A 17603-nucleotide genomic window follows, 5' to 3' on the forward strand; every position below is an offset into this window, starting at 1 on the left:
CACGGGTTGTCCGGCGGCGGAGGCGGGGAGAAGAGCGGACGGCGTCGCCGCAGTACGCGCTAGAAGGTGATGCGCGCGCCAATCATGCCGTTGATTCCCGGCATGCGGTAATCCGGGCGGTACTCGTAGTCCTCGTCCGTGATATTTTCCATGGCGAGGAAGACTTCGCCGCGCGCATCCCACGCGGGGATGTCGAAACTGCGGGTGAGCTTGGCGTTAAGCAAGGTGTGTTCGTCCACTTCCTCGGTGTTGGACGCGCCTTCCTTGCGCAGTTGCTTCATGGCGTACATGTCGGAGACGTATTCCGCGTCCACGGCAATGCGCCAATTTTTGGCAAAGTCCCAGTTGACGCCCGCGCTGGCCGAGGTGTTCGGTACGTAGGGCATGTCCCCGGGGTGGGATTCCTGCGTGGTCAGGCTGGCAAACATGGACAGGGTGTCCGTGGGGGTGACCGTTACCGTGGCTTCAATGCCCTGAATGCGGTAGCTCTCCACGTTGTCCCAGTTGCCCTTGGTGATGTTGTACCGGTCGCGTCCGTCGTCGTTGAAGAAGGTCAGGTCTGCGCGGACCATGTCGGCAAAGGTGTGGCGGATGCCGATTTCACCGTGCCAGACTTCCTCGGGCGAGAGGTCTTTCCATGCGTCATCCTTTGAGCGGAGTACAACTTCCTGACCGGGGTAGACCACGCCCTTGGACGCCGAAGCGTGGATTTCCGTATCGCCGTAGCCCGCGACAATGCCCGCATGCGGCGCGGCGGCGTCGTCAAAGCGGTTGTGGGAGTAGAGGCGAACGCCAGCCGACGGGATGACATGCCAGCCGTACTGGTCGCCAATGAGCCAGTTGGCGCCAATGTAGGGCATGGTCAGCGAGAACTGGGGAACCGTTGCGGAGTCGTCGGGCGTTGCGCCGTCAAAGGTGTAGCGGATGTTGCCGTCCCACCAGTGCTGGTCGATGCCTGCCGTGAGTTCCAGCCCGTCCGTGGGGACGAGGGTCTGCTTGGCCTTGAGGCCCCAGAACCAGAAGTCGTTCAGCGTGTCGTCCGCGCTTCCGGCTTGGTCGTACCAGTAGCCTTCACCCGCGTTGGCAAAGAGTTTCACCTCGCCGTAGGTCTTGTCGTAGGTGTTGGCGAGGGTGACGGTGGTCAGGCGTAGGCCGGTATCGTAGGTGCCTGCGTTGGTGTCCGAGTCCTCTTCGCCGGGGTCGTTGGCCGTGCTGGAGGCGGCAAGGGCGAAAAGGCGCATGTCCCAGTTGTCATTCAGGTAGGCTTCAAGGGAGCCGTACAGGCTGCCCGTGGCGCCGTCCGAGTGCGTGCGGTGGCCGTCGGAGCGGCGGAACCCTTCGCCGAGGGCGTAGGCATAGTCGCCCTTGTCGGCCTGATGCTCGACGGACTGGGAAAAGGTGCCGTAGCTGCCGCCAGCGGCCTGTACGGCTGTCTGCGTTTCTTGCCCGCGCCCGGTTTTGGGGATGATGTTGATGGCGGAGAAGACGTCGCCAAAACGGTGAGGCTGGGGCCCTTTCACCACCTCGATGCGCGCTGCCGGGTCAAGGGGCAGCAGGTCCAGCAGGGGGTGGTTCCACAGCCCCATGTAGACGGGCACGCCGTCGATGAAGGTTTTGATTTCACTGCCGGGGCGGCTGGAGCCCATGCCGCGGATGAACACCGCGCCGCCCTCGCCGCCGCCAAAGGCGCCAACGGGATTATAGCGCGTGATGGTGACGCCGGGGCTGCGGCGCAGGGCCGAGGACAGGTCCATGGCGTTCAGCTCGCGGATTTGCTCCTCGCCCACAACGGTGGTGGTGCCGCCGTAGTTGTCCACCTCGTTGCCGTGGATGATTGGATTGGCGACGACGTGCACCTCGTCCAGCGTGACGGTATTATCCGGTGCGGCGCCGTCTGTGGCCTCTTGCGCCTGTGCGGCGGCGCACAGCGCCAGCAGCAGACACAGGGCCAGCAAAGTGGTGAAGAACCGTTTCATATATCCCCCCTCCTTACGGTACGGATTCATTGAGGAAACGTGCCGCATGCGTAGCACGACTCAAAAAGAGTGACAACTTCGTGCGAAAACGCTGAAAGACGTGTGCAGTGGAAGTGCATAAAATGAAAAACCGCGCAGGGTAAGGTTTCTTCGGGGCTTGCGTAGACAATGGGTTGTACTGTCAACGGCCTAGCCCGCGTACAGAGTGCACAGCCGCGAGGGCGCGCGCCTGCTTGCTTTGCCGTTAGGTGGTGAAAAAAATGCGTAAAGTATGCAAAAAGTTTGATTTGGAATGAAAAGCTGGTTTCTGGGGATATGGGCGGCTGGTGGGGCGGGGCGTCTGCGGACTGCCGTTGCCGGGGGCGGCAGTTTCCTGTACTGCCTTGGCCCGAGGAGACTGACGACATGATTGAAAAATCCAACGTACTGAGGACCCTTCTGGAGCGCCTGAGCAAGCTGGAGATTGGTCACGCCGTTGACATCCGCACCTACAAGCGCGACCGCTCCGCCATTTTTGTCCGGCTGGAGGATGATCTGTACCGCGTGCTGGAGGACGGCTTTGAACAGCATGACGTGGAGGTGCCCTACAAGGGCCTGCGTAAGGAAATTAAGCGCATTCTGCGCGTGGAATTCCCCCGCAGCAACAAGGTGCGCATGTACGCGCTGGGCCGCTTCAAGGAGGCCCACCACACCGATCTTGGCCGCAAACGCATCTAGCGGGCGGCGTTAATCGGGAGCTCCGGCGTTGTCCCACCACGTGTATGTCCTTACGCTGTTTTTGAGGCGTGGAGGGCGTGACCTCTGCTTTGCCGGGCTGATACCGCGTTTTGATCCGCGTGTATCGTTTTTGTCGTGCTCACCAGGGCCGCTCCGTCCGGGGCGGTCTTCTTTTTCCCCCTGTATTTCAACATACCGTCTTGATTGATTCCCGTTTTCGTCCTAGTGATGGTGGAATAGGGTTTTCTCTATTGCTTCCTTGAAGGGGGGTCTTATGGCGGAAGTGTCGATTCAGACAACGCAGGGCCGTCCCATCCTTACGATGACGGGAGAATGGACCTTTGATGTCCTTGCAGAGCACCGGGAGGCGGTCTGCCATGCCCTTGATGGCGCGCAGCAGCTGACGGTGGACCTGTCCGGCGTAACGCGTGTGGATGCGGCGTTCTTCCAGTTTTTGCATGCCCTTGGGCGCGAGGCCGAGGGTCGCGGGGCCGTGGTGGAGCTTGCCCCCGAGGTGCCGCAGGAGGTTCGCGGCGTTGCTCTGGTGTGCGGCTTTGCCGGGCCGGATGGGCTGGACTTTGGCGGCGCACGCGGCGGGCTGACCCTGCCGCGCATCGAAAGCGCCGAAGCGGGAGGCACCCATGGCGGTTGATGAAGCAACCCGGCAGATGCTGCGCGACGAGGTGCATGAAAACCTCGCCGAGTTGGAGGCGGCCATCCTTGAAATGGAGGAGGGCTGCCCGGATGAGGACTGCGTAGACCGTATTTTTCGCGCCCTGCACACGGTGAAGGGCGTGGGCGCCATGTTTGGGCACGAGGGCATTGCGGGCTTTGCCCATAGTGTGGAGAGCATCTACTCCCACGTGCGCGAGGGCGTGGTGCCTGTGACCCCGCGTCTTATGAACCTCACCCTTGCCGCGCGGGACCACCTGCTGGCCCTGTTTGACGAGCCGGACGACGCCTTGCCCGAGGACGGCGAGGACATTGTCCGTGAGATGGAGGAGTGCGCCGGGGTGACCGCCGCCGTGGTGGATGGGGCGGCGTCTGCCGCGTTGCCGGATATTCCTGTGGAGGTTTTGGATGGATCCGCTGGCGCGGGCGCGATGGCGTCCTACCGCATCCGCTTTGCGCCCCTTGCCCCGGTGTTTGCCTCGCTGGACCTTGCCGGGCTGTTTGGGGAGCTGGAGGAGCTTGGCGAGTATGAGGCCGTCGCCCATATGGGTGATGTGCCGCCGCTGTCTGAACTGGACCCCGAGGTCTGCCACGTGCGGTGGGATATCTTTCTCACCACGGACCGGGGCGAGGATGCCATCCATGATGTATTCATCTTTGTGGAGGGCGACGGCGTGGTGGATGTGGAGGTGCTGGAGCGCGAGTCCGACGAGGGGGACGACGACACGCCGCCGCGCCTTGGGGATATTCTTGTGCGGCGCGGTGAGCTTGCCCCGCATGACTTGGAGGTGGCCCTTGGGGAGCACCAGCGCCTTGGCGAACTGCTGACGCAGTCGGGGCGGGTGGCGCCGGAGGATGTGCGCTCCGCCCTTGCGGAGCAGAGCGCCGTGCGCAAAGTGAAATCCCGCCGCCGCAAGGTGCAGGCGGAGTCCAGCATCCGGGTTCCGGCGGACAAGCTGGACGATTTGGTCTCCCTTGTTGGCGAGCTGGCCATCGTGCAGGCGCAGATAGCGCAGGCCGCTGCCGACGGCAGCCGCCATCATTTGGCCCGCTTGTCCGAGGAGTTGGAGCGCCTGTCTTCGCGCCTGCGCGAACGGACGATGTCCGTGCGGATGCTGCCCATTGGGCAGATGTTCTCGCGCTTTCGCCGCCTTGTGCATGACGTGGCCGCAGAACAGGGCAAAAAGGTGGAGCTGGAAACCTTCGGCGCGGAGACGGAGGTGGATAAGACGGTGTTCGAGCGCATCGCGGACCCGCTGGTACACCTTATCCGCAACTGCGTGGGGCATGGCATCGAATCCCCGGAGGAGCGCGAGGCCGTGGGAAAGTCGCCGGTGGGCACCATCCGCCTTGGCGCGGCGCATACGGGCGGCGAGGTGAGCATTACCGTGGAGGACGATGGCCGGGGCATGGCTCCCGAGAAGATTTTGGAGCGCGCCCGCAGGCTGGGCGTTGTTGGTCCCGATGCCGAAGTGAAGGCGTCCGAAGTGCTGCAACTGATTTTCGAGGCCGGATTCTCCACCACGGAGGAGGTGACCAGCCTGTCCGGTCGCGGTGTGGGGATGGATGTGGTGCGCCGGGGCATAGACTCCCTGCGCGGGCGGGTGGATGTGGAAAGCACCCCCGGTCAGGGGACGAGCTTTGCCCTGCGCATTCCGCTGACCCTCGCCATTATCGAGGGCCTTCAGGTGCGGGTGAGCGGCGAGTTTTACGTTATCCCCCTTGCCGCCGTGCAGGAGTGCTTGGAGTTCCACCCCGAAGAAGCGAGCGTGTTGGACATCCGCGGCGAGATTATTCCGTGGATACGCCTGCGCGACCTGTTTGGCCTCAATGGCGACAAGCCGGACGTGGAGCAGATTGTGGTGGCGGGCAGTGAAAACCGCCGCATCGGGCTGGTGGTGGACCGCGTGGTGGGCGAGCACCAGACCGTTATCCGCAGCCTTGGCAAGGTGTACCGCAACGTCCGCGCCTTTTCCGGCGCAACCGTGCGCGCGGACGGCAGCATGGCCCTTATCCTTGATGTGCAGGGTATCGTGCAGACCATGCGCGAGATTGACGCCGGACTTGTACTTTAATCGCCACAATGTGTTAGAATGGGATGTCCCGGTGGTGCCTGTAAGGACCGCGTATGAGGCCGGATGGAGGTGCAGGTGGGCAGTGATTCGAGCGGAGGAAGCACGTACGTGAATGTTCCGAAGACCATGTCGGAAAAAGATTTTCTGCGCTTTGCGGAGTTCATCCACGAAACGTGCGGCATCAAGCTGCAACGGTCCAAAAAGACCATGCTGGAGGCGCGCCTGCAAAAGCGTTTGCGCGCCCTTGGGCACGACAGCTATTCCACCTATGCGTCCTTTATCTTTAGCCAGCGCGGCATGGAGATGGAGCTGCCGCATCTTATTGACGCCGTTACCACCAACACTACGGATTTCTTCCGTGAGTCCCGCCATTTTGACTATCTGCTACAATCCGCATTGCCGTATTGGTACGCGGAGCACGGCAACGCGCGCCGTTTTGCCGTGTGGAGTGCGGGGTGCTCCATCGGCGCGGAGCCGTACACCATCGCCATGGTGATGGCGGAGTTTACGGTCCACCGCCCCAGCTTCCGGCACTCCATTTTGGCGACGGATATCTCCGGGCAGGCGCTGGCCGCCGCCGTCCGCGGCATCTACACTGAGGACCAAGCCCGCGGCGTGCCCACGGGGATGCGCTCCAAATACCTCATGCGCAGCAAGGACCGCACGCGCCGGCTGGTGCGCATTGTTCCGGAGCTGCGGCGGGCTGTGACCTTCCAGCGCCTCAATTTTATGGAGGACTTCCGGCTGGATGAGCAAAAGGACGTGGTGTTCTGCCGCAACGTCATCATCTATTTTGACCGCCCAACGCAGGAGATGATCCTTAGCCGCCTGTGCCGCCAGCTGCGTGTGGGCGGGCACCTATTCATCGGGCACTCCGAGAGTATAACGGGCATGGACCTGCCTGTGCGGCAGGTGGAGCCGACCATCTATATCAAGACCGACTAGCGCCGGACCCCGGCGGAGAGGAGAGGGGATATGGGTAAGATTCGCGTCATGGTCGTCGATGATTCCGCCGTGGTCCGCAATACAATGACGGATATATTGATGTCCGACCCCGGCATAGACGTCATCGCTACGGCGGCGGACCCCTTTGCCGCGGCCAAAAAGATGCAGGAGGTCGCGCCGGACGTCATTACGCTGGATATTGAAATGCCGCGCATGGACGGGCTGACCTTTCTGCGCAAAATCATGAGCCAGCATCCCATCCCGGTGGTGATTTGTTCCTCGCTGGCAACGCAGGGGTCGGACACCGTGCTGAAGTGCTTGGAGTACGGCGCGGTGGAAATCATCCAGAAGCCGCGCGTCGGCACGCGGCAGTTCCTTGAGGAATCGCGCATCCGCATCACGGATGCCATACGTGCCGCCGCCCGGGCAAAGCTCAAAAAGGTCTCGGCGGAGCCGGTGGCGGTTCAGCCCAAGCTCTCCGCGGATGCGGTCATCCCCGCCGCGACACGCCGAAAGGGCAACGCCATGCCCGCCACCACGGACAAAATCATCGCCGTTGGCGCGTCCACGGGTGGCACCGAAGCGCTGAAGGTCTTTTTGGAGGCGCTGCCGCCGGATACGCCGGGTGTGGTCATTGTCCAGCACATGCCGGAGAAGTTCACCGCCGCCTTTGCCCAGCGCCTGAACGGCCTGTGCCGCATCACCGTGCGCGAGGCGCAAAATAACGATACCGTCCTGCGCGGGCAGGCGCTGATAGCTCCGGGCAACCGCCACATGCTGCTCAAGCGCAGCGGCGCGCGGTATTATGTGGAACTGCGCGATGGGCCGTTGGTGTCGCGCCACCGCCCGTCCGTGGACGTGCTGTTCCGCTCGGCGGCGCGTTATGGCGGGGCCAATGTCGTTGGCGTCATCATGACGGGCATGGGCGACGACGGCGCCAAGGGCATGAAGGAAATGAAGGAATCCGGCGCGTTCAACATTGCGCAGGACGAGGCGAGCTGCGTGGTCTTTGGCATGCCGCAGGAGGCCATCAAGGTCGGGGCTGTGGACTCTGTCATCAGCCTCACCAAGCTGGCGCAGGAGGCCTACCGACGCGCCAAGTAGCGGCCGGGGCGGTGATGGGCGCGCATGCGAAAGCGGGGGCCATGGCCCCCGCGTTTATTTTTTGGCGCCGTTGTTGTGGCGGTAGACGAGGACGTCCACCTCTTCGCGCACGACGAGGCCCTCATTGACCATGCCGTCCAGCGTGGGCAGGAAGGCTTCAATGCGTTCGGCTTTGTCCACGATGATGGTGACGATGGGCAGGTCCTCGGACAGACGCAGAATTTTGGAGGTATGCACGCGGCTGTTGGCGCCAAAGCCCATAATGGCGCGCAGGGTGGTGGCCCCGGCCAGCCCTTGCTTGCGGGCTTCCTCAACGATGACTTCATGGAGCGGGCGTCCGCCATGCTTGTCGCTTTCGCCTGTGTAGATGCTGAGCCGTACTGCGGTGTCTGGCAGATGCATATGCTGTCCTTGCGTGGAGGGTGTGGGTGGTTAGGGGACAAGGCGCGCCAGCGCCAGCCCCGTGAACATGAGCGCAAGGCCCACGGCGTTTTGCCCCGCAATATTCAGCGCGGCGCTCATCCACTGGCCGTCGCGCAGGAGGGTGGCGCTCTCGAACATAAAGGTGGAGAAGGTGGTAAACGCGCCCATAAAGCCCGTCAGTACCGCCACCCGCGCTGTGGGGCCAAGGACGCCGCGCTGGTCCAGTATGCCCCAAATCAGGCCGAAAAGCAGGCTGCCTATCATGTTCACCACAAAGGTGCCCGCGGGAAAGTTGCCCCCCGCCACACGGTGGACCAGCCCGCCAAGGCCGTAGCGCGACAGCGCGCCGCATCCGCCCGCAACGGCCAGCCATATGTATTTTTCCAAGTGAATCTCCTTGGTTGGCGTCCTTGTTGTTTGCGCCCGGAAAGGCTACTCATGCAGAAAAACGGACGAGATGCGTCCGACACGGGGAGTGTATGCCACTGGAAATTGAAATCAAGTATCTTGATGTGGACCTTGATGCCCTGCGCGAGCGCCTTGCCGCCGCCGGGGCGCATCGGCACGACAGACGCTTTGAGGAAAACATGGTCCTTGACGACAACGCGCGGAGCCTGCGGGGACGGGACGTCCTCCTTCGCCTGCGCCGCGACGGGGACAGTCTGGTCACCCTCAAAACCCCCGCGCCGGGCGAGGACGGCCTCAAGGTCCGCCACGAGCATGAAACCTCCGTCGGCGACGTGGACACCGCGTTGACCGTGTTTCAGGCCCTTGGGTACGATGTGGCCTTCCGCTACGAAAAACTGCGTGAAACATGGGACTGCGAGGGGTGCCATGTGTGTCTGGACCTGCTCCCGTTTGGCTCCTTTGTGGAGCTGGAGGGCGACCCGGACGCCATCCGCCGCGCCGAGGCGGTCCTTGGCCTTGATGCGTACACGTCCTCGGATGAAAATTACCATCAGCTGAACATGCGCTACCGCGCCGCGGCGGGCTTGCCGCAGAGTGATGGGTTTGTCTTTTCAGCGCAAGAGCGCGCCCGGCTTCGGCAAATGGCCGACGCCTAGGCGGATGGACAGAAACAAATCTGGTCTTATTGTATGGAATGAGCGGGGCCGCCTCTTTACGGGGCAGAGCAATTTGCGTAAGTTTTAGATAATGGGCAGAGCCTATTTCCCCGCATGACGCGCCCTCTCGGGGATTAACGCGTCAGATGGGCTTCCCGGAGATGTCAAGGGAGATAACGGTGGCCGATTCGTTTTCGCAGCCTGGAATGAGTCCAGACCAGATGGTCGAAGACGATGTGCGCGAGCCGCGCAAGTTCAAAGTGCTGCTTCACAATGACGACTACACCACCATGGATTTTGTGGTGTATGTGCTGGTCAGGGTGTTCCGAAAGACAGAGGCTCAGGCGACCGAAATCATGCTGAATATCCACAACCACGGCATGGGCGTGTGCGGCGTGTATACCGCGGAAGTGGCAGAGACAAAGGTTGTCCGCGTGCGGCATATGGCGCAGGAAGCGGGCTTTCCGTTAAAATGCACCATGGAAGAGGTCTAGATGCTCAGCAAACGACTTGAGAACGTCCTCAGTGCGGCCGTGAAGGAAGTTAAACGTCGTAGCCATGAGTACTTGACCCTCGAGCACCTGCTTTATGCGGTTCTGCTTGAGGAAACGGGGAGAGATATTCTTGTCAATTGCGGTGTGAATGTCATTCGTTTGAAGCACCAGCTAGAGCGGTTCTTCATCGACCACATGGAAATCCTGCCCGAGGACCATGAGGGCGAGGTGGTACAGACCCTTGGGGTGCAGCGCGTGTTGCAGCGGGCCATTCTTCACATCCAGAATGCTGGAAAGGAGAAGGTGGACGTTGGCGACGTGCTGGCCGCCCTGTTTGAGGAGGACGACTCCTACGCGGTGTACTTCCTGCGCTCGCACGGTGTGACGCGGCTGGATATTCTGGAGTACATTTCCCACGGTCTTGGCAGTGCCAACCCGTGGGGCGGGGCGCCGCCGGACGACCAGCCGTCGCCGGGCAAGCCCTACAGCGCTCCGCCCGATGACATGCGCAAGGAAAATGGCAGCATGCTGGAACAGTTTACGGTGGACCTCGTGGAAAAGGCGCGCGCCGGGGACATTGACCCCCTTATCGGCCGCGACGGCGAGATTGAACGCACCGTGCAGATTCTGGCGCGCCGCCGCAAGAACAACCCGCTGTTTGTGGGTGACCCCGGCGTCGGCAAAACCGCCCTTGCTGAGGGCCTTGCCCTGCGCATTGTGGATGGCGAGGTGCCCGAGGCGTTTGCGGACGTGCGCATCTTTGCCCTCGACATGGGGGCCATGCTTGCCGGAACCAAGTACCGTGGTGACTTTGAAGCCCGCATGAAGGGCGTGTTGGCGGAACTCGACCAGATTCCCGGCGCGATTCTCTTTGCGGACGAAATCCACACCATCGTGGGCGCGGGTGCCACCAGCGGCGGCACCATGGATGCCTCCAATATCCTCAAGCCCGTGCTGGCCTCGGGCAAGCTGCGCTGTATCGGCTCCACCACCTACGAGGAATTCAAAAACCATTTCGAAAAGGACCGCGCCCTGTCGCGCCGGTTCCAGAAAATTGACGTGGGCGAACCCACCGTGGACGAAACCGTGGACATCCTCAAGGGCCTGAAGCCCCACTACGAGGAGCACCACAACGTCCACTACACGCAGGGCGCGCTGCGCGCGGCGGCGGAGCTTTCCAGCCGCCACATCAACGACCGCTTCCTGCCGGACAAGGCCATTGACGTCATTGACGAGGCCGGGGCGCGGTACCGCCTGCGCAAACGCCTGCGCAAGGGCAACCCCATCCGGCCCAATGACATTGAAGAGGTCATCGCCCGCATGGCGCGCATCCCGGCGGAGCGCATCTCCACCAGCGACCGCGCGCGGTTGCAGCACCTTGAGGAGGAACTCAAGGGCCGCGTGTTTGGGCAGGACCCCGCCATTGAACTGCTGGCCAGCGCCATCAAGCGCTCCCGTGCGGGCATGTCCCAGCCCGGCAAGCCCACGGGCAGCTTCCTGTTCGTTGGTCCCACCGGCGTTGGCAAGACCGAACTGGCGCGCCAACTGTCCCAGTGCCTGAATGTGAACTTCCTGCGCTTTGATATGTCGGAGTACATGGAAAAGCACGCCGTGGCGCGGCTGATTGGTGCGCCTCCCGGCTATGTGGGCTTTGATCAGGGTGGTCTGCTTACGGACGCCATCCGCAAGCACCCCTACACGGTGCTGCTCATGGACGAAATCGAAAAGGCCCACCCCGATGTGTTCAACATCCTGCTGCAGGTGATGGACTACGCCACGCTCACCGACAACACCGGACGCAAGGCGGACTTCTCCCACGTTGTTCTGCTGATGACCTCCAACGTTGGCGCGTGGGAGGCGGCCGGGGCCACCATCGGCTTTGGCGATGCGCAGGGTGCGGACCGGTCCGACAAGTGCATGCAGGCCGTGGAAAAGGTGTTCTCGCCCGAGTTCCGCAACAGGCTGGACGGCGTGGTGCCGTTCCACTCCCTGACCACGGACATCATGGAACGCATTGTGGACAAGTTCGTTGGCGAGTTGAATGACAGGCTGGCCGAACGCCGCGTGAAGGTGACCCTGACGGACGCCGCACGGGCATGGCTGGCCAAGAATGGCTACGACGACACCTACGGCGCGCGCCCCATGGGCCGCCTTATCAAGAACGAGATTGAAGACAAGCTGGCGGATGCCGTGCTCTTTGGCGAATTGGCAAGCGGCGGCGAGGCCGTTGTTGATGCCCCGGCCAAGGGCAAGAAGGGCAAAAAGAAGGCCGAGAAGCAGGGCAACTTGGTTTTCAGTTTCCGTTAGCTTTTGCCGCTGTTTGGATGAATGTGGCGCGGGCGGGGACGTCCGCGCCTTTTTCTGTCCGAGAGAAGGATATGCCAATGGATTATCTGCGCACGGCGCATGTATGGTTTCCGGATCCCGAGCATGCGGGACCGGATGGACTGCTCGCCTTTGGGGGCGACTTGTCGCCGCAGCGGCTTGCCGCCGCGTATTCGCGGGGCATCTTCCCGTGGTATGGGCCGGGGGAGCCTATTTTGTGGTGGTGCCCGGACCCGCGGTTGGTTTTGGAGCCGCCTGCGCTGCACATCCCGCGCTCCCTGCGGCGCGTCATCAACGCCGGACGGTTTACCGTCACCCTTAACGCCGCCTTTGGCGATGTGATTCGCGCCTGCGGGGCCGTGTGCCGCAAGGGCGAGGACGGAACATGGATTGTGCCCGAGATGGTGGACGCCTACGAGCGTCTGCACGCCTTGGGGCTGGCGCACTCCGTGGAAGCATGGTGCGAAGGCGAACTTGTTGGCGGGCTGTACGGCGTTGCCATTGGCCGCGCGTTTTTTGGCGAGTCCATGTTCTATGTGCTGCCGGATGCGTCCAAGGTCGCCTTCGTGCACTTGGTGCGTCTGCTGGAGCGGTGGAACTACGCCATTGTCGACTGTCAGCAGACCACCAACCATTTGCTGCGCTTTGGCGCGGGCGAGATTTCACGCCGGGCGTTTTTGGAGCGCCTGCGCGCCCTGCGCGAGGAAGACCCCGCACCGGGAGCGTGGACCATGCCGGAAGGATTCAATCCACTGGCACCGCAGGGGTAGCGCCGCTGCGGCCCGCAAAGAAAAAAGGCACCTGCCACAACGTGTGGTGGGTGCCTTTTCTCATGTGCGTGCGTGAAAAAATTTAGGAGGAGTGCCGCCCGATGCGCCGTTCGCGCATGAGGTCCGGGGGCACGTCGAACAGGGCGGGGTGCGTGGTGCCGAGGCTGGTTTCCTCTTCCCGCCGCAGGGCCGCGCCACACAGGGAGCCTGCCATGGCAAGGGCCTTGATGGTCAGCCCGCGTGCAAAGGCCAGCTTGGCCCCGCGCAGGGTGGTGCCGGAAAAGTCCGCGCCTGTGAGGTCTGCGTCCGTGAAGTCCGTCTTGTCACAGTCCGCGTTGGCAAACAGCGCGCCAGCGAGTTTGGCGCGGGTAAAGCGGGAGCCGTCAAGGTCCGCCTGTGCAAAGTTGACAAGAGACAGGTCCGCGCCGGTCAGGTCCGCATCATCAAGGGCTGCGCCGGCAAGGCGTGCGCCGCGCAGGTCCTCCCCGGCAAGGCGGGCATGGGCCATGTAGGCTTCCTCAAGGTTGGCGCGCACGAAGACCGCGCCGGTCAGGATAGCGCCATCAAGGTTGACGCCCACCAGCCGCGCGTCCGTAAAGTTGGCGTCGCGCAGGTCCGTACGGGCCATGTGCGCGTCCTCAAAGTCCGCCAGCTGGGCGTTTGCGCCGGACAGGTCCGCGCCCTTCAAGTCCGCGGCGATGAAGTTCGCCCCGGTCAGGTCCGCGCCGGACAGGTTGGCCCCGCAAAGGCACACGCCGGAAAAGTCCGCACCGGCAAGGTCAAGACCAGCCAGACGGGCACCGGGGAAATCCATCCTGACGTGAGGATTGGAATTTCGCCATGCATTCCAATGGGAAACACCCTTGTAGAGCAGTGTAAGTGCGTTCTGTGCGTTCATGCTATTGTGTCTTCGTTTAGTGGTGCAGAAACGAGAATGCACAGTACCTATTGTTTCGCTTTTGTGCCAGTAGAAAATGCTGTTTTATATGCTCTTCTATTTCGCAGTGTTGCATGATTTCTGATGCAAACGGTCCGGAAAAAGCGTGTGGGCGCTCACCCTTGGGGCAGGGTGCGCGGGGGCTTGCTTGGCGCTCATCTTCCCCGCGTCTGCGGCGCTGAAAAACGGGCGAGGTGGCGGCAAAATGGCGCAAAAATGCGGCCCGCATCCGTGGATGCGGGCCGCTGGATATGGACGGTATCTGGCGCGGTTAGTCCTGCTCTTTGACCACGGGGCTGTGCTGGGCAAGGTCGTACAGGCCGTGGAAGGCGAAGGGCAGGTCGTAGTTGGGGATGCGGTCAAAGCGGATAAAGCCGATGGTTTCGCCCTCCGGAAAGGCAGAGAGCGGACACAGCCCAAGGGGGATGGGGAAGTCCATCGGCTGGGCGGAGATTTCCGTCAACCTGTCGGCATAGCGCTTTTCAAGGTAGGCCAGAATCTGGTCGCGTTCGTCGGCGGTGAAGGCTTCCAGCAGGAGCTGGCGGCTGCCCTCGGCGTCGGTGTGTTGTGCGTCGAGGGGGTCCCCAAGCAGGTGCTCCCACGGGTAGCCCTGCGCTTCGGCCATGTCGTAGCCTGTGCGGAACAGGTGCACCTGCACATCGCGGCGGCCTTTGAAGCTTTTGATGGTCATGCTCAGGACGTAGGCGCGGTCCACGGGCAGGGGGGTATGGGACGTATGGCTGTGTATCTGCATGGCGTGCTCCTTTGCGTAGCGAAAGTGACGAATCGTCCGAAAGGGCGGTGGGTTGAACCACCACCCCGGGCATGGGTTCTACGCCATATCCCGGTGTTTGTGAAGGCTGTCACAAATCCCGGCGTTTTGGTGGGAAAGGCCGGGGGCGCTTTACCATCGGGCTTCTCCCGCGTATACAGGCGCGTATGCCATCACGCGAAAATGTCTCCTACGATAATCCGTTCAAGGTCGTGAGTCCTTATGAGCCAAAGGGCGACCAGCCACAGGCCATTGCGGACATCTCGCAGAACATTCTGCAAAACGTGCAGGATCAGGTGCTGCTGGGCGTCACCGGTTCGGGCAAAACCTACACCATGGCTAAAGTCGTGGAGGAGGTGCAGCGTCCGGCCCTTGTCCTTGCGCCCAATAAAACCCTTGCGGCCCAACTGTACAACGAGTTCCGCCAGTTGTTTCCCAATAACGCGGTGGAATACTTCGTCAGCTATTACGACTACTACCAGCCGGAAGCCTATCTGCCGCACTCCGATACGTATATTGAAAAGGACTCGTCCATCAATGACGAGATAGACAAGCTCCGCCACGCGGCCACCCACGCCTTGCTCACCCGGCGCGACGTGCTCATCGTGGCGTCCGTTAGCTGCATCTATGGCCTTGGTTCGCCGGAGTATTACTCGCGCATGGTCATCCCCCTTGAGGTGGGGCAGGCTACCACGCGCGATAAGGTCGTGGAGCGGCTGGTGGAGGTGCACTACGAGCGCAACGACTACGACTTCCACCGCGGTACCTTCCGCATCCGGGGCGACGTGCTGGAGATTCTGCCCGCCTATTCCAACCAGCAGGCCCTGCGCGTGGAGTTCTTTGGCGACGAAATCGACTCCATCACGGAGACGGACCCGGTCACGGGCAAGGTGGTCTCCACCATCCACAAGACCATTATTTTCCCCGCCAGCCACTATGTGTCCGACAGGCCGAACCTGCAACGCGCCATGGGCGACATCCGTGACGAGCTTGGCGAGCGCCTGCGCGAGTTTGAGGACGGCAACAAGCTCGTGGAGCGCCAGCGTCTTGAGCAGCGCACGCAGTTGGACCTTGAGATGATTGAGGAGCTAGGCTACTGCAATGGCATCGAGAACTATTCCCGCCATTTGGACGGGCGTGGACCCGGCGACCCGCCAGCAACCCTGCTGGACTATTTTCCCGACGATTTTGTGATGTTTCTTGACGAATCCCACGTCACTGTGCCGCAGATTGGCGCCATGTACAACGGCGACCGCTCGCGCAAGAGCACGCTGGTGGACTTTGGCTTCCGTCTGCCCTCGGCGTTGGATAACCGTCCCCTTGCCTTTGATGAATTTTTGGAGCGCAAGGGACAGGCCGTGTACGTTTCCGCCACGCCCGGTCCGTGGGAGATGGAGCGCGCGCAGGGGCTTGTGGTGGAGCAGATTATTCGTCCCACCGGCCTTGTGGACCCGCAAATTGAGGTGCGCCCCGTGGACGGACAGGTGGACGACCTGTTAGCCGAATGCCGCCTGCGCCGCGACAGGGACGAGCGCGTGCTGGTGACCACCCTTACCAAGCGCATGGCCGAGGACCTGACGGAATACATCCGCAACATGGGCGTGGAGACGCGCTATCTGCACTCGGACATCGACACGCTGGAGCGTGTGGCTATTTTGCAGGCGCTGCGCAAGGGCGAATTTGACGTGCTGGTGGGTATTAACCTGCTGCGCGAGGGGCTGGACATCCCCGAGGTATCCCTTGTTGCCATTCTCGACGGCGACAAGGAGGGCTTCCTGCGCTCCACGCGTTCGCTCATCCAGACCGTTGGCCGCGCGGCGCGTAATGTGGACGGCCGGGTCATTGTCTACGCGGACACCGTCACCCGCTCCATGAAGGAGACCATGGACGAGACGGAACGCCGCCGCGCCAAGCAGATTGCCTACAATGAGGAGCACGGCATCGTGCCCCAGACCATCCGGAAAAAAATGGATAATGTACTGGATTCATTGTACGGTGACAAAACATCGGACAAGAAGAAACGCGCTGGCGCAGGGGCACTGGATGACCTTGCGGCAGACGCCAAAGGCATCGCCAAGCAGATTAAGGCGCTGGAGCGCGACATGCGCGCCGCAGCCAAGGATCTTGAATTTGAGCGCGCCGCGGAACTGCGGGACAGAATCTCCGTCCTGCGCGGCGTTCTCCAGACCCTCGACTAACCTATGCGCAAACGCAAATTCCAGTCGCTGAAGCGGCGCAAGCTCACGCAGGCTTTGGGCGGGCAGGTGCGGCTTTCCAAGCTTCGCCGCCGCTATGGGAGCCTGTTCCCGCTCATCATGGGGCTGGTGACGCTGCTTATTGTGTTCTTTGGCGGCATCTACGCCTATATGGAAATCGAGGGCTGGAGCTACCTCGACAGTTTCTATATGGTGCTCATCGCGCTCTCCACCGTGGGGTTTGAGGAAGTTCACCCCCTGTCCGAGAGCGGCATGATTCTCACCAGCGTGCTCATCCTTCTGGGTGTGGGCAACTTCGCCTTCCTTGTCGGTTCGTTCACCCAGATTCTTGTGGAAGGCCGGCTCCAAACCGTTTGGGGGAGACTGAGAGTGCAAAAGACCATCGACAAGCTGTCCAACCATATCATCGTCTGCGGGTACGGCCGCATCGGCAGCATTGCCGTCAATGAGATACAGCGCGAGGGCATCCCCGTCGTGGCCGTTGAGAAAGACCCCGAGCTGATGGCCAAGATGGAAGAGGACGATATTCTCTTCATCGCCGGCGACGCGACGGACGACGAAGTGCTGACCAAGGCGGGCATAGACCGCGCCAAGGCCCTTATCACCGCTGTCTCGCAGGAGGCCGCCAACGTGTATGTTTCCCTCACTGCGCGGCAGATGAGCCCGGACCTGTATATCGTGGCCCGTGCGGACCATGAAAAGCACATCCCCCGTCTGGAGCGCGCGGGCGCGGACAGGGTGATGCTGCCGCATATGCTGGGCGGGCTTCGTATGGCGCAGTCCGTGCTCCAGCCCACGGTGACCAGCTTCCTTGAGTTGACGCTGTCCAGAAGCGAGATGCAGCTCAATATGGAGGAGCTGCAAATCACCGAACGCAGCGACTTTAAGGGCAAGACCCTTGTTGAGTCCAAGCTCCGCCAGCGCTTCAATATTATTGTCATCAGCATCAAGAAGGCCTGCGGCGATTTGATATTCAATCCGGAAGCCGACACCGTGCTGGAAGAGGGCGATATCCTCGTCATCGTTGGCGGCAAGGAGAACCTGCGCGACCTGTGGGAAATTATCTAGGCGGCGGAGGCAACGCCGTGCGGCGGCCCCGGCGGAACGCGCCAT

16 protein-coding genes are annotated in these 17603 nt (G+C 62.0%); 11 read left to right on the forward strand and 5 right to left on the reverse strand.

The window, feature by feature from the left end; translation table 11 throughout:
- Nucleotides 1-59: 59 nt before the first annotated feature.
- Nucleotides 60-1976, reverse strand: a complete 1917-nt coding sequence (locus ACI3L3_RS12645; RefSeq protein ID WP_404845490.1) for a TonB-dependent receptor — start codon at nt 1974-1976, stop codon at nt 60-62.
- A gap of 405 nt (nt 1977-2381) precedes the next feature.
- Here ACI3L3_RS12645 and ACI3L3_RS12650 point away from each other — a divergent pair, with 405 nt between their 5' ends.
- The 5 genes from ACI3L3_RS12650 (at nt 2382) to ACI3L3_RS12670 (ending at nt 7489) form a co-directional block, all read left to right on the forward strand.
- Entirely contained in the window at nt 2382-2693 is a 312-nt protein-coding gene (locus ACI3L3_RS12650; RefSeq protein WP_404845491.1) for a hypothetical protein, read from the forward strand.
- A 274-nt stretch (nt 2694-2967) separates the two neighbouring features.
- Complete coding sequence (locus ACI3L3_RS12655; protein ID WP_404845492.1) at nt 2968-3345, forward strand: lipid asymmetry maintenance protein MlaB; 378 nt, start codon at nt 2968-2970, stop codon at nt 3343-3345.
- On the forward strand, nt 3335-5440 hold the full coding sequence (locus ACI3L3_RS12660) for a chemotaxis protein CheW (RefSeq protein WP_404845493.1): 2106 nt from the start codon (nt 3335-3337) through the stop codon (nt 5438-5440). Before ACI3L3_RS12655 ends, ACI3L3_RS12660 begins: the two co-directional genes overlap by 11 nt.
- Before the next feature lie 126 nt (nt 5441-5566).
- Nucleotides 5567-6385: a CheR family methyltransferase gene (locus ACI3L3_RS12665; RefSeq protein WP_404845589.1), complete on the forward strand. Its 819-nt coding sequence runs from the start codon at nt 5567-5569 to the stop codon at nt 6383-6385.
- 30 nt (nt 6386-6415) lie between these two features.
- Nucleotides 6416-7489 carry a chemotaxis response regulator protein-glutamate methylesterase gene (locus ACI3L3_RS12670; protein WP_404845494.1) on the forward strand — a complete coding sequence of 358 codons (1074 nt, stop codon included), beginning with the start codon at nt 6416-6418 and terminating at the stop codon, nt 7487-7489.
- 54 nt (nt 7490-7543) lie between these two features.
- Here the strand turns inward: ACI3L3_RS12670 and ACI3L3_RS12675 are convergent, their stop codons facing one another.
- Together ACI3L3_RS12675 and ACI3L3_RS12680 are read right to left on the reverse strand one after the other, a co-directional pair.
- A complete protein-coding gene (locus ACI3L3_RS12675) occupies nt 7544-7891 on the reverse strand; it encodes a DUF190 domain-containing protein (RefSeq protein ID WP_404845495.1) in 348 nt (115 codons plus the stop codon).
- Between the two features lie 30 nt (nt 7892-7921).
- The gene (locus ACI3L3_RS12680) at nt 7922-8299 is read right to left on the reverse strand and encodes a fluoride efflux transporter FluC (RefSeq protein WP_404845496.1); all 378 of its coding nucleotides are present in this window, start codon (nt 8297-8299) and stop codon (nt 7922-7924) included.
- Between the two features lie 92 nt (nt 8300-8391).
- Between ACI3L3_RS12680 and ACI3L3_RS12685 the strand changes: the two genes are divergently transcribed.
- From ACI3L3_RS12685 to aat, 4 genes are all read left to right on the forward strand, one after another.
- Nucleotides 8392-8976, forward strand: a complete 585-nt coding sequence (locus ACI3L3_RS12685) for a class IV adenylate cyclase (RefSeq protein WP_404845497.1) — start codon at nt 8392-8394, stop codon at nt 8974-8976.
- Nucleotides 8977-9182: 206 nt separating this feature from the next.
- Complete coding sequence (locus tag ACI3L3_RS12690; RefSeq protein WP_404845498.1) at nt 9183-9470, forward strand: ATP-dependent Clp protease adaptor ClpS; 288 nt, start codon at nt 9183-9185, stop codon at nt 9468-9470.
- Nucleotides 9471-11777, forward strand: a complete 2307-nt coding sequence (clpA, locus tag ACI3L3_RS12695) for an ATP-dependent Clp protease ATP-binding subunit ClpA (RefSeq protein ID WP_404845499.1) — start codon at nt 9471-9473, stop codon at nt 11775-11777. It abuts the gene before it with no gap.
- Between the two features lie 77 nt (nt 11778-11854).
- Nucleotides 11855-12565, forward strand: coding sequence for a leucyl/phenylalanyl-tRNA--protein transferase (gene aat, locus ACI3L3_RS12700; RefSeq protein WP_404845500.1), 711 nt, complete (start codon nt 11855-11857; stop codon nt 12563-12565).
- Nucleotides 12566-12647: 82 nt separating this feature from the next.
- On the opposite strand, the gene ACI3L3_RS12705 is transcribed toward aat, so the two are convergent.
- Both ACI3L3_RS12705 and ACI3L3_RS12710 read right to left on the reverse strand, forming a co-directional pair.
- Nucleotides 12648-13463 (reverse strand): pentapeptide repeat-containing protein, encoded by an 816-nt coding sequence (locus ACI3L3_RS12705; protein WP_404845501.1) that lies wholly within the window; start codon nt 13461-13463, stop codon nt 12648-12650.
- 310 nt (nt 13464-13773) lie between these two features.
- The gene (locus tag ACI3L3_RS12710) at nt 13774-14256 is read right to left on the reverse strand and encodes a hypothetical protein (protein WP_404845502.1); all 483 of its coding nucleotides are present in this window, start codon (nt 14254-14256) and stop codon (nt 13774-13776) included.
- A 185-nt stretch (nt 14257-14441) separates the two neighbouring features.
- Here ACI3L3_RS12710 and uvrB point away from each other — a divergent pair, with 185 nt between their 5' ends.
- Nucleotides 14442-16472, forward strand: coding sequence for an excinuclease ABC subunit UvrB (uvrB, locus tag ACI3L3_RS12715; RefSeq protein WP_404845503.1), 2031 nt, complete (start codon nt 14442-14444; stop codon nt 16470-16472).
- A gap of 3 nt (nt 16473-16475) precedes the next feature.
- The gene (locus ACI3L3_RS12720; protein ID WP_404845504.1) at nt 16476-17558 is read left to right on the forward strand and encodes a potassium channel family protein; all 1083 of its coding nucleotides are present in this window, start codon (nt 16476-16478) and stop codon (nt 17556-17558) included.
- Nucleotides 17559-17603: the final 45 nt, after the last annotated feature.

It is taken from the genome of Desulfobaculum sp. SPO524 (genome assembly GCF_044987625.1).
GTDB lineage: Bacteria > Desulfobacterota > Desulfovibrionia > Desulfovibrionales > Desulfovibrionaceae > Desulfobaculum.

What these genes read in the sequence shown, in the direction of transcription:
- ACI3L3_RS12645 (WP_404845490.1), bottom strand. Translation starts at nt 1,976, where the DNA reads ATGAAACGGTTCTTCACCACTTTGCTGGCCCTGTGTCTGCTGCTGGCG.
- ACI3L3_RS12650 (WP_404845491.1), top strand. Translation starts at nt 2,382, where the DNA reads ATGATTGAAAAATCCAACGTACTGAGGACCCTTCTGGAGCGCCTGAGC.
- ACI3L3_RS12655 (WP_404845492.1), top strand. Translation starts at nt 2,968, where the DNA reads ATGGCGGAAGTGTCGATTCAGACAACGCAGGGCCGTCCCATCCTTACG.
- ACI3L3_RS12660 (WP_404845493.1), top strand. Translation starts at nt 3,335, where the DNA reads ATGGCGGTTGATGAAGCAACCCGGCAGATGCTGCGCGACGAGGTGCAT.
- ACI3L3_RS12665 (WP_404845589.1), top strand. Translation starts at nt 5,567, where the DNA reads ATGTCGGAAAAAGATTTTCTGCGCTTTGCGGAGTTCATCCACGAAACG.
- ACI3L3_RS12670 (WP_404845494.1), top strand. Translation starts at nt 6,416, where the DNA reads ATGGGTAAGATTCGCGTCATGGTCGTCGATGATTCCGCCGTGGTCCGC.
- ACI3L3_RS12675 (WP_404845495.1), bottom strand. Translation starts at nt 7,891, where the DNA reads ATGCATCTGCCAGACACCGCAGTACGGCTCAGCATCTACACAGGCGAA.
- ACI3L3_RS12685 (WP_404845497.1), top strand. Translation starts at nt 8,392, where the DNA reads ATGCCACTGGAAATTGAAATCAAGTATCTTGATGTGGACCTTGATGCC.
- ACI3L3_RS12690 (WP_404845498.1), top strand. Translation starts at nt 9,183, where the DNA reads ATGAGTCCAGACCAGATGGTCGAAGACGATGTGCGCGAGCCGCGCAAG.
- clpA (WP_404845499.1), top strand. Translation starts at nt 9,471, where the DNA reads ATGCTCAGCAAACGACTTGAGAACGTCCTCAGTGCGGCCGTGAAGGAA.
- aat (WP_404845500.1), top strand. Translation starts at nt 11,855, where the DNA reads ATGGATTATCTGCGCACGGCGCATGTATGGTTTCCGGATCCCGAGCAT.
- ACI3L3_RS12705 (WP_404845501.1), bottom strand. Translation starts at nt 13,463, where the DNA reads ATGAACGCACAGAACGCACTTACACTGCTCTACAAGGGTGTTTCCCAT.
- ACI3L3_RS12710 (WP_404845502.1), bottom strand. Translation starts at nt 14,256, where the DNA reads ATGCAGATACACAGCCATACGTCCCATACCCCCCTGCCCGTGGACCGC.
- uvrB (WP_404845503.1), top strand. Translation starts at nt 14,442, where the DNA reads ATGCCATCACGCGAAAATGTCTCCTACGATAATCCGTTCAAGGTCGTG.
- ACI3L3_RS12720 (WP_404845504.1), top strand. Translation starts at nt 16,476, where the DNA reads ATGCGCAAACGCAAATTCCAGTCGCTGAAGCGGCGCAAGCTCACGCAG.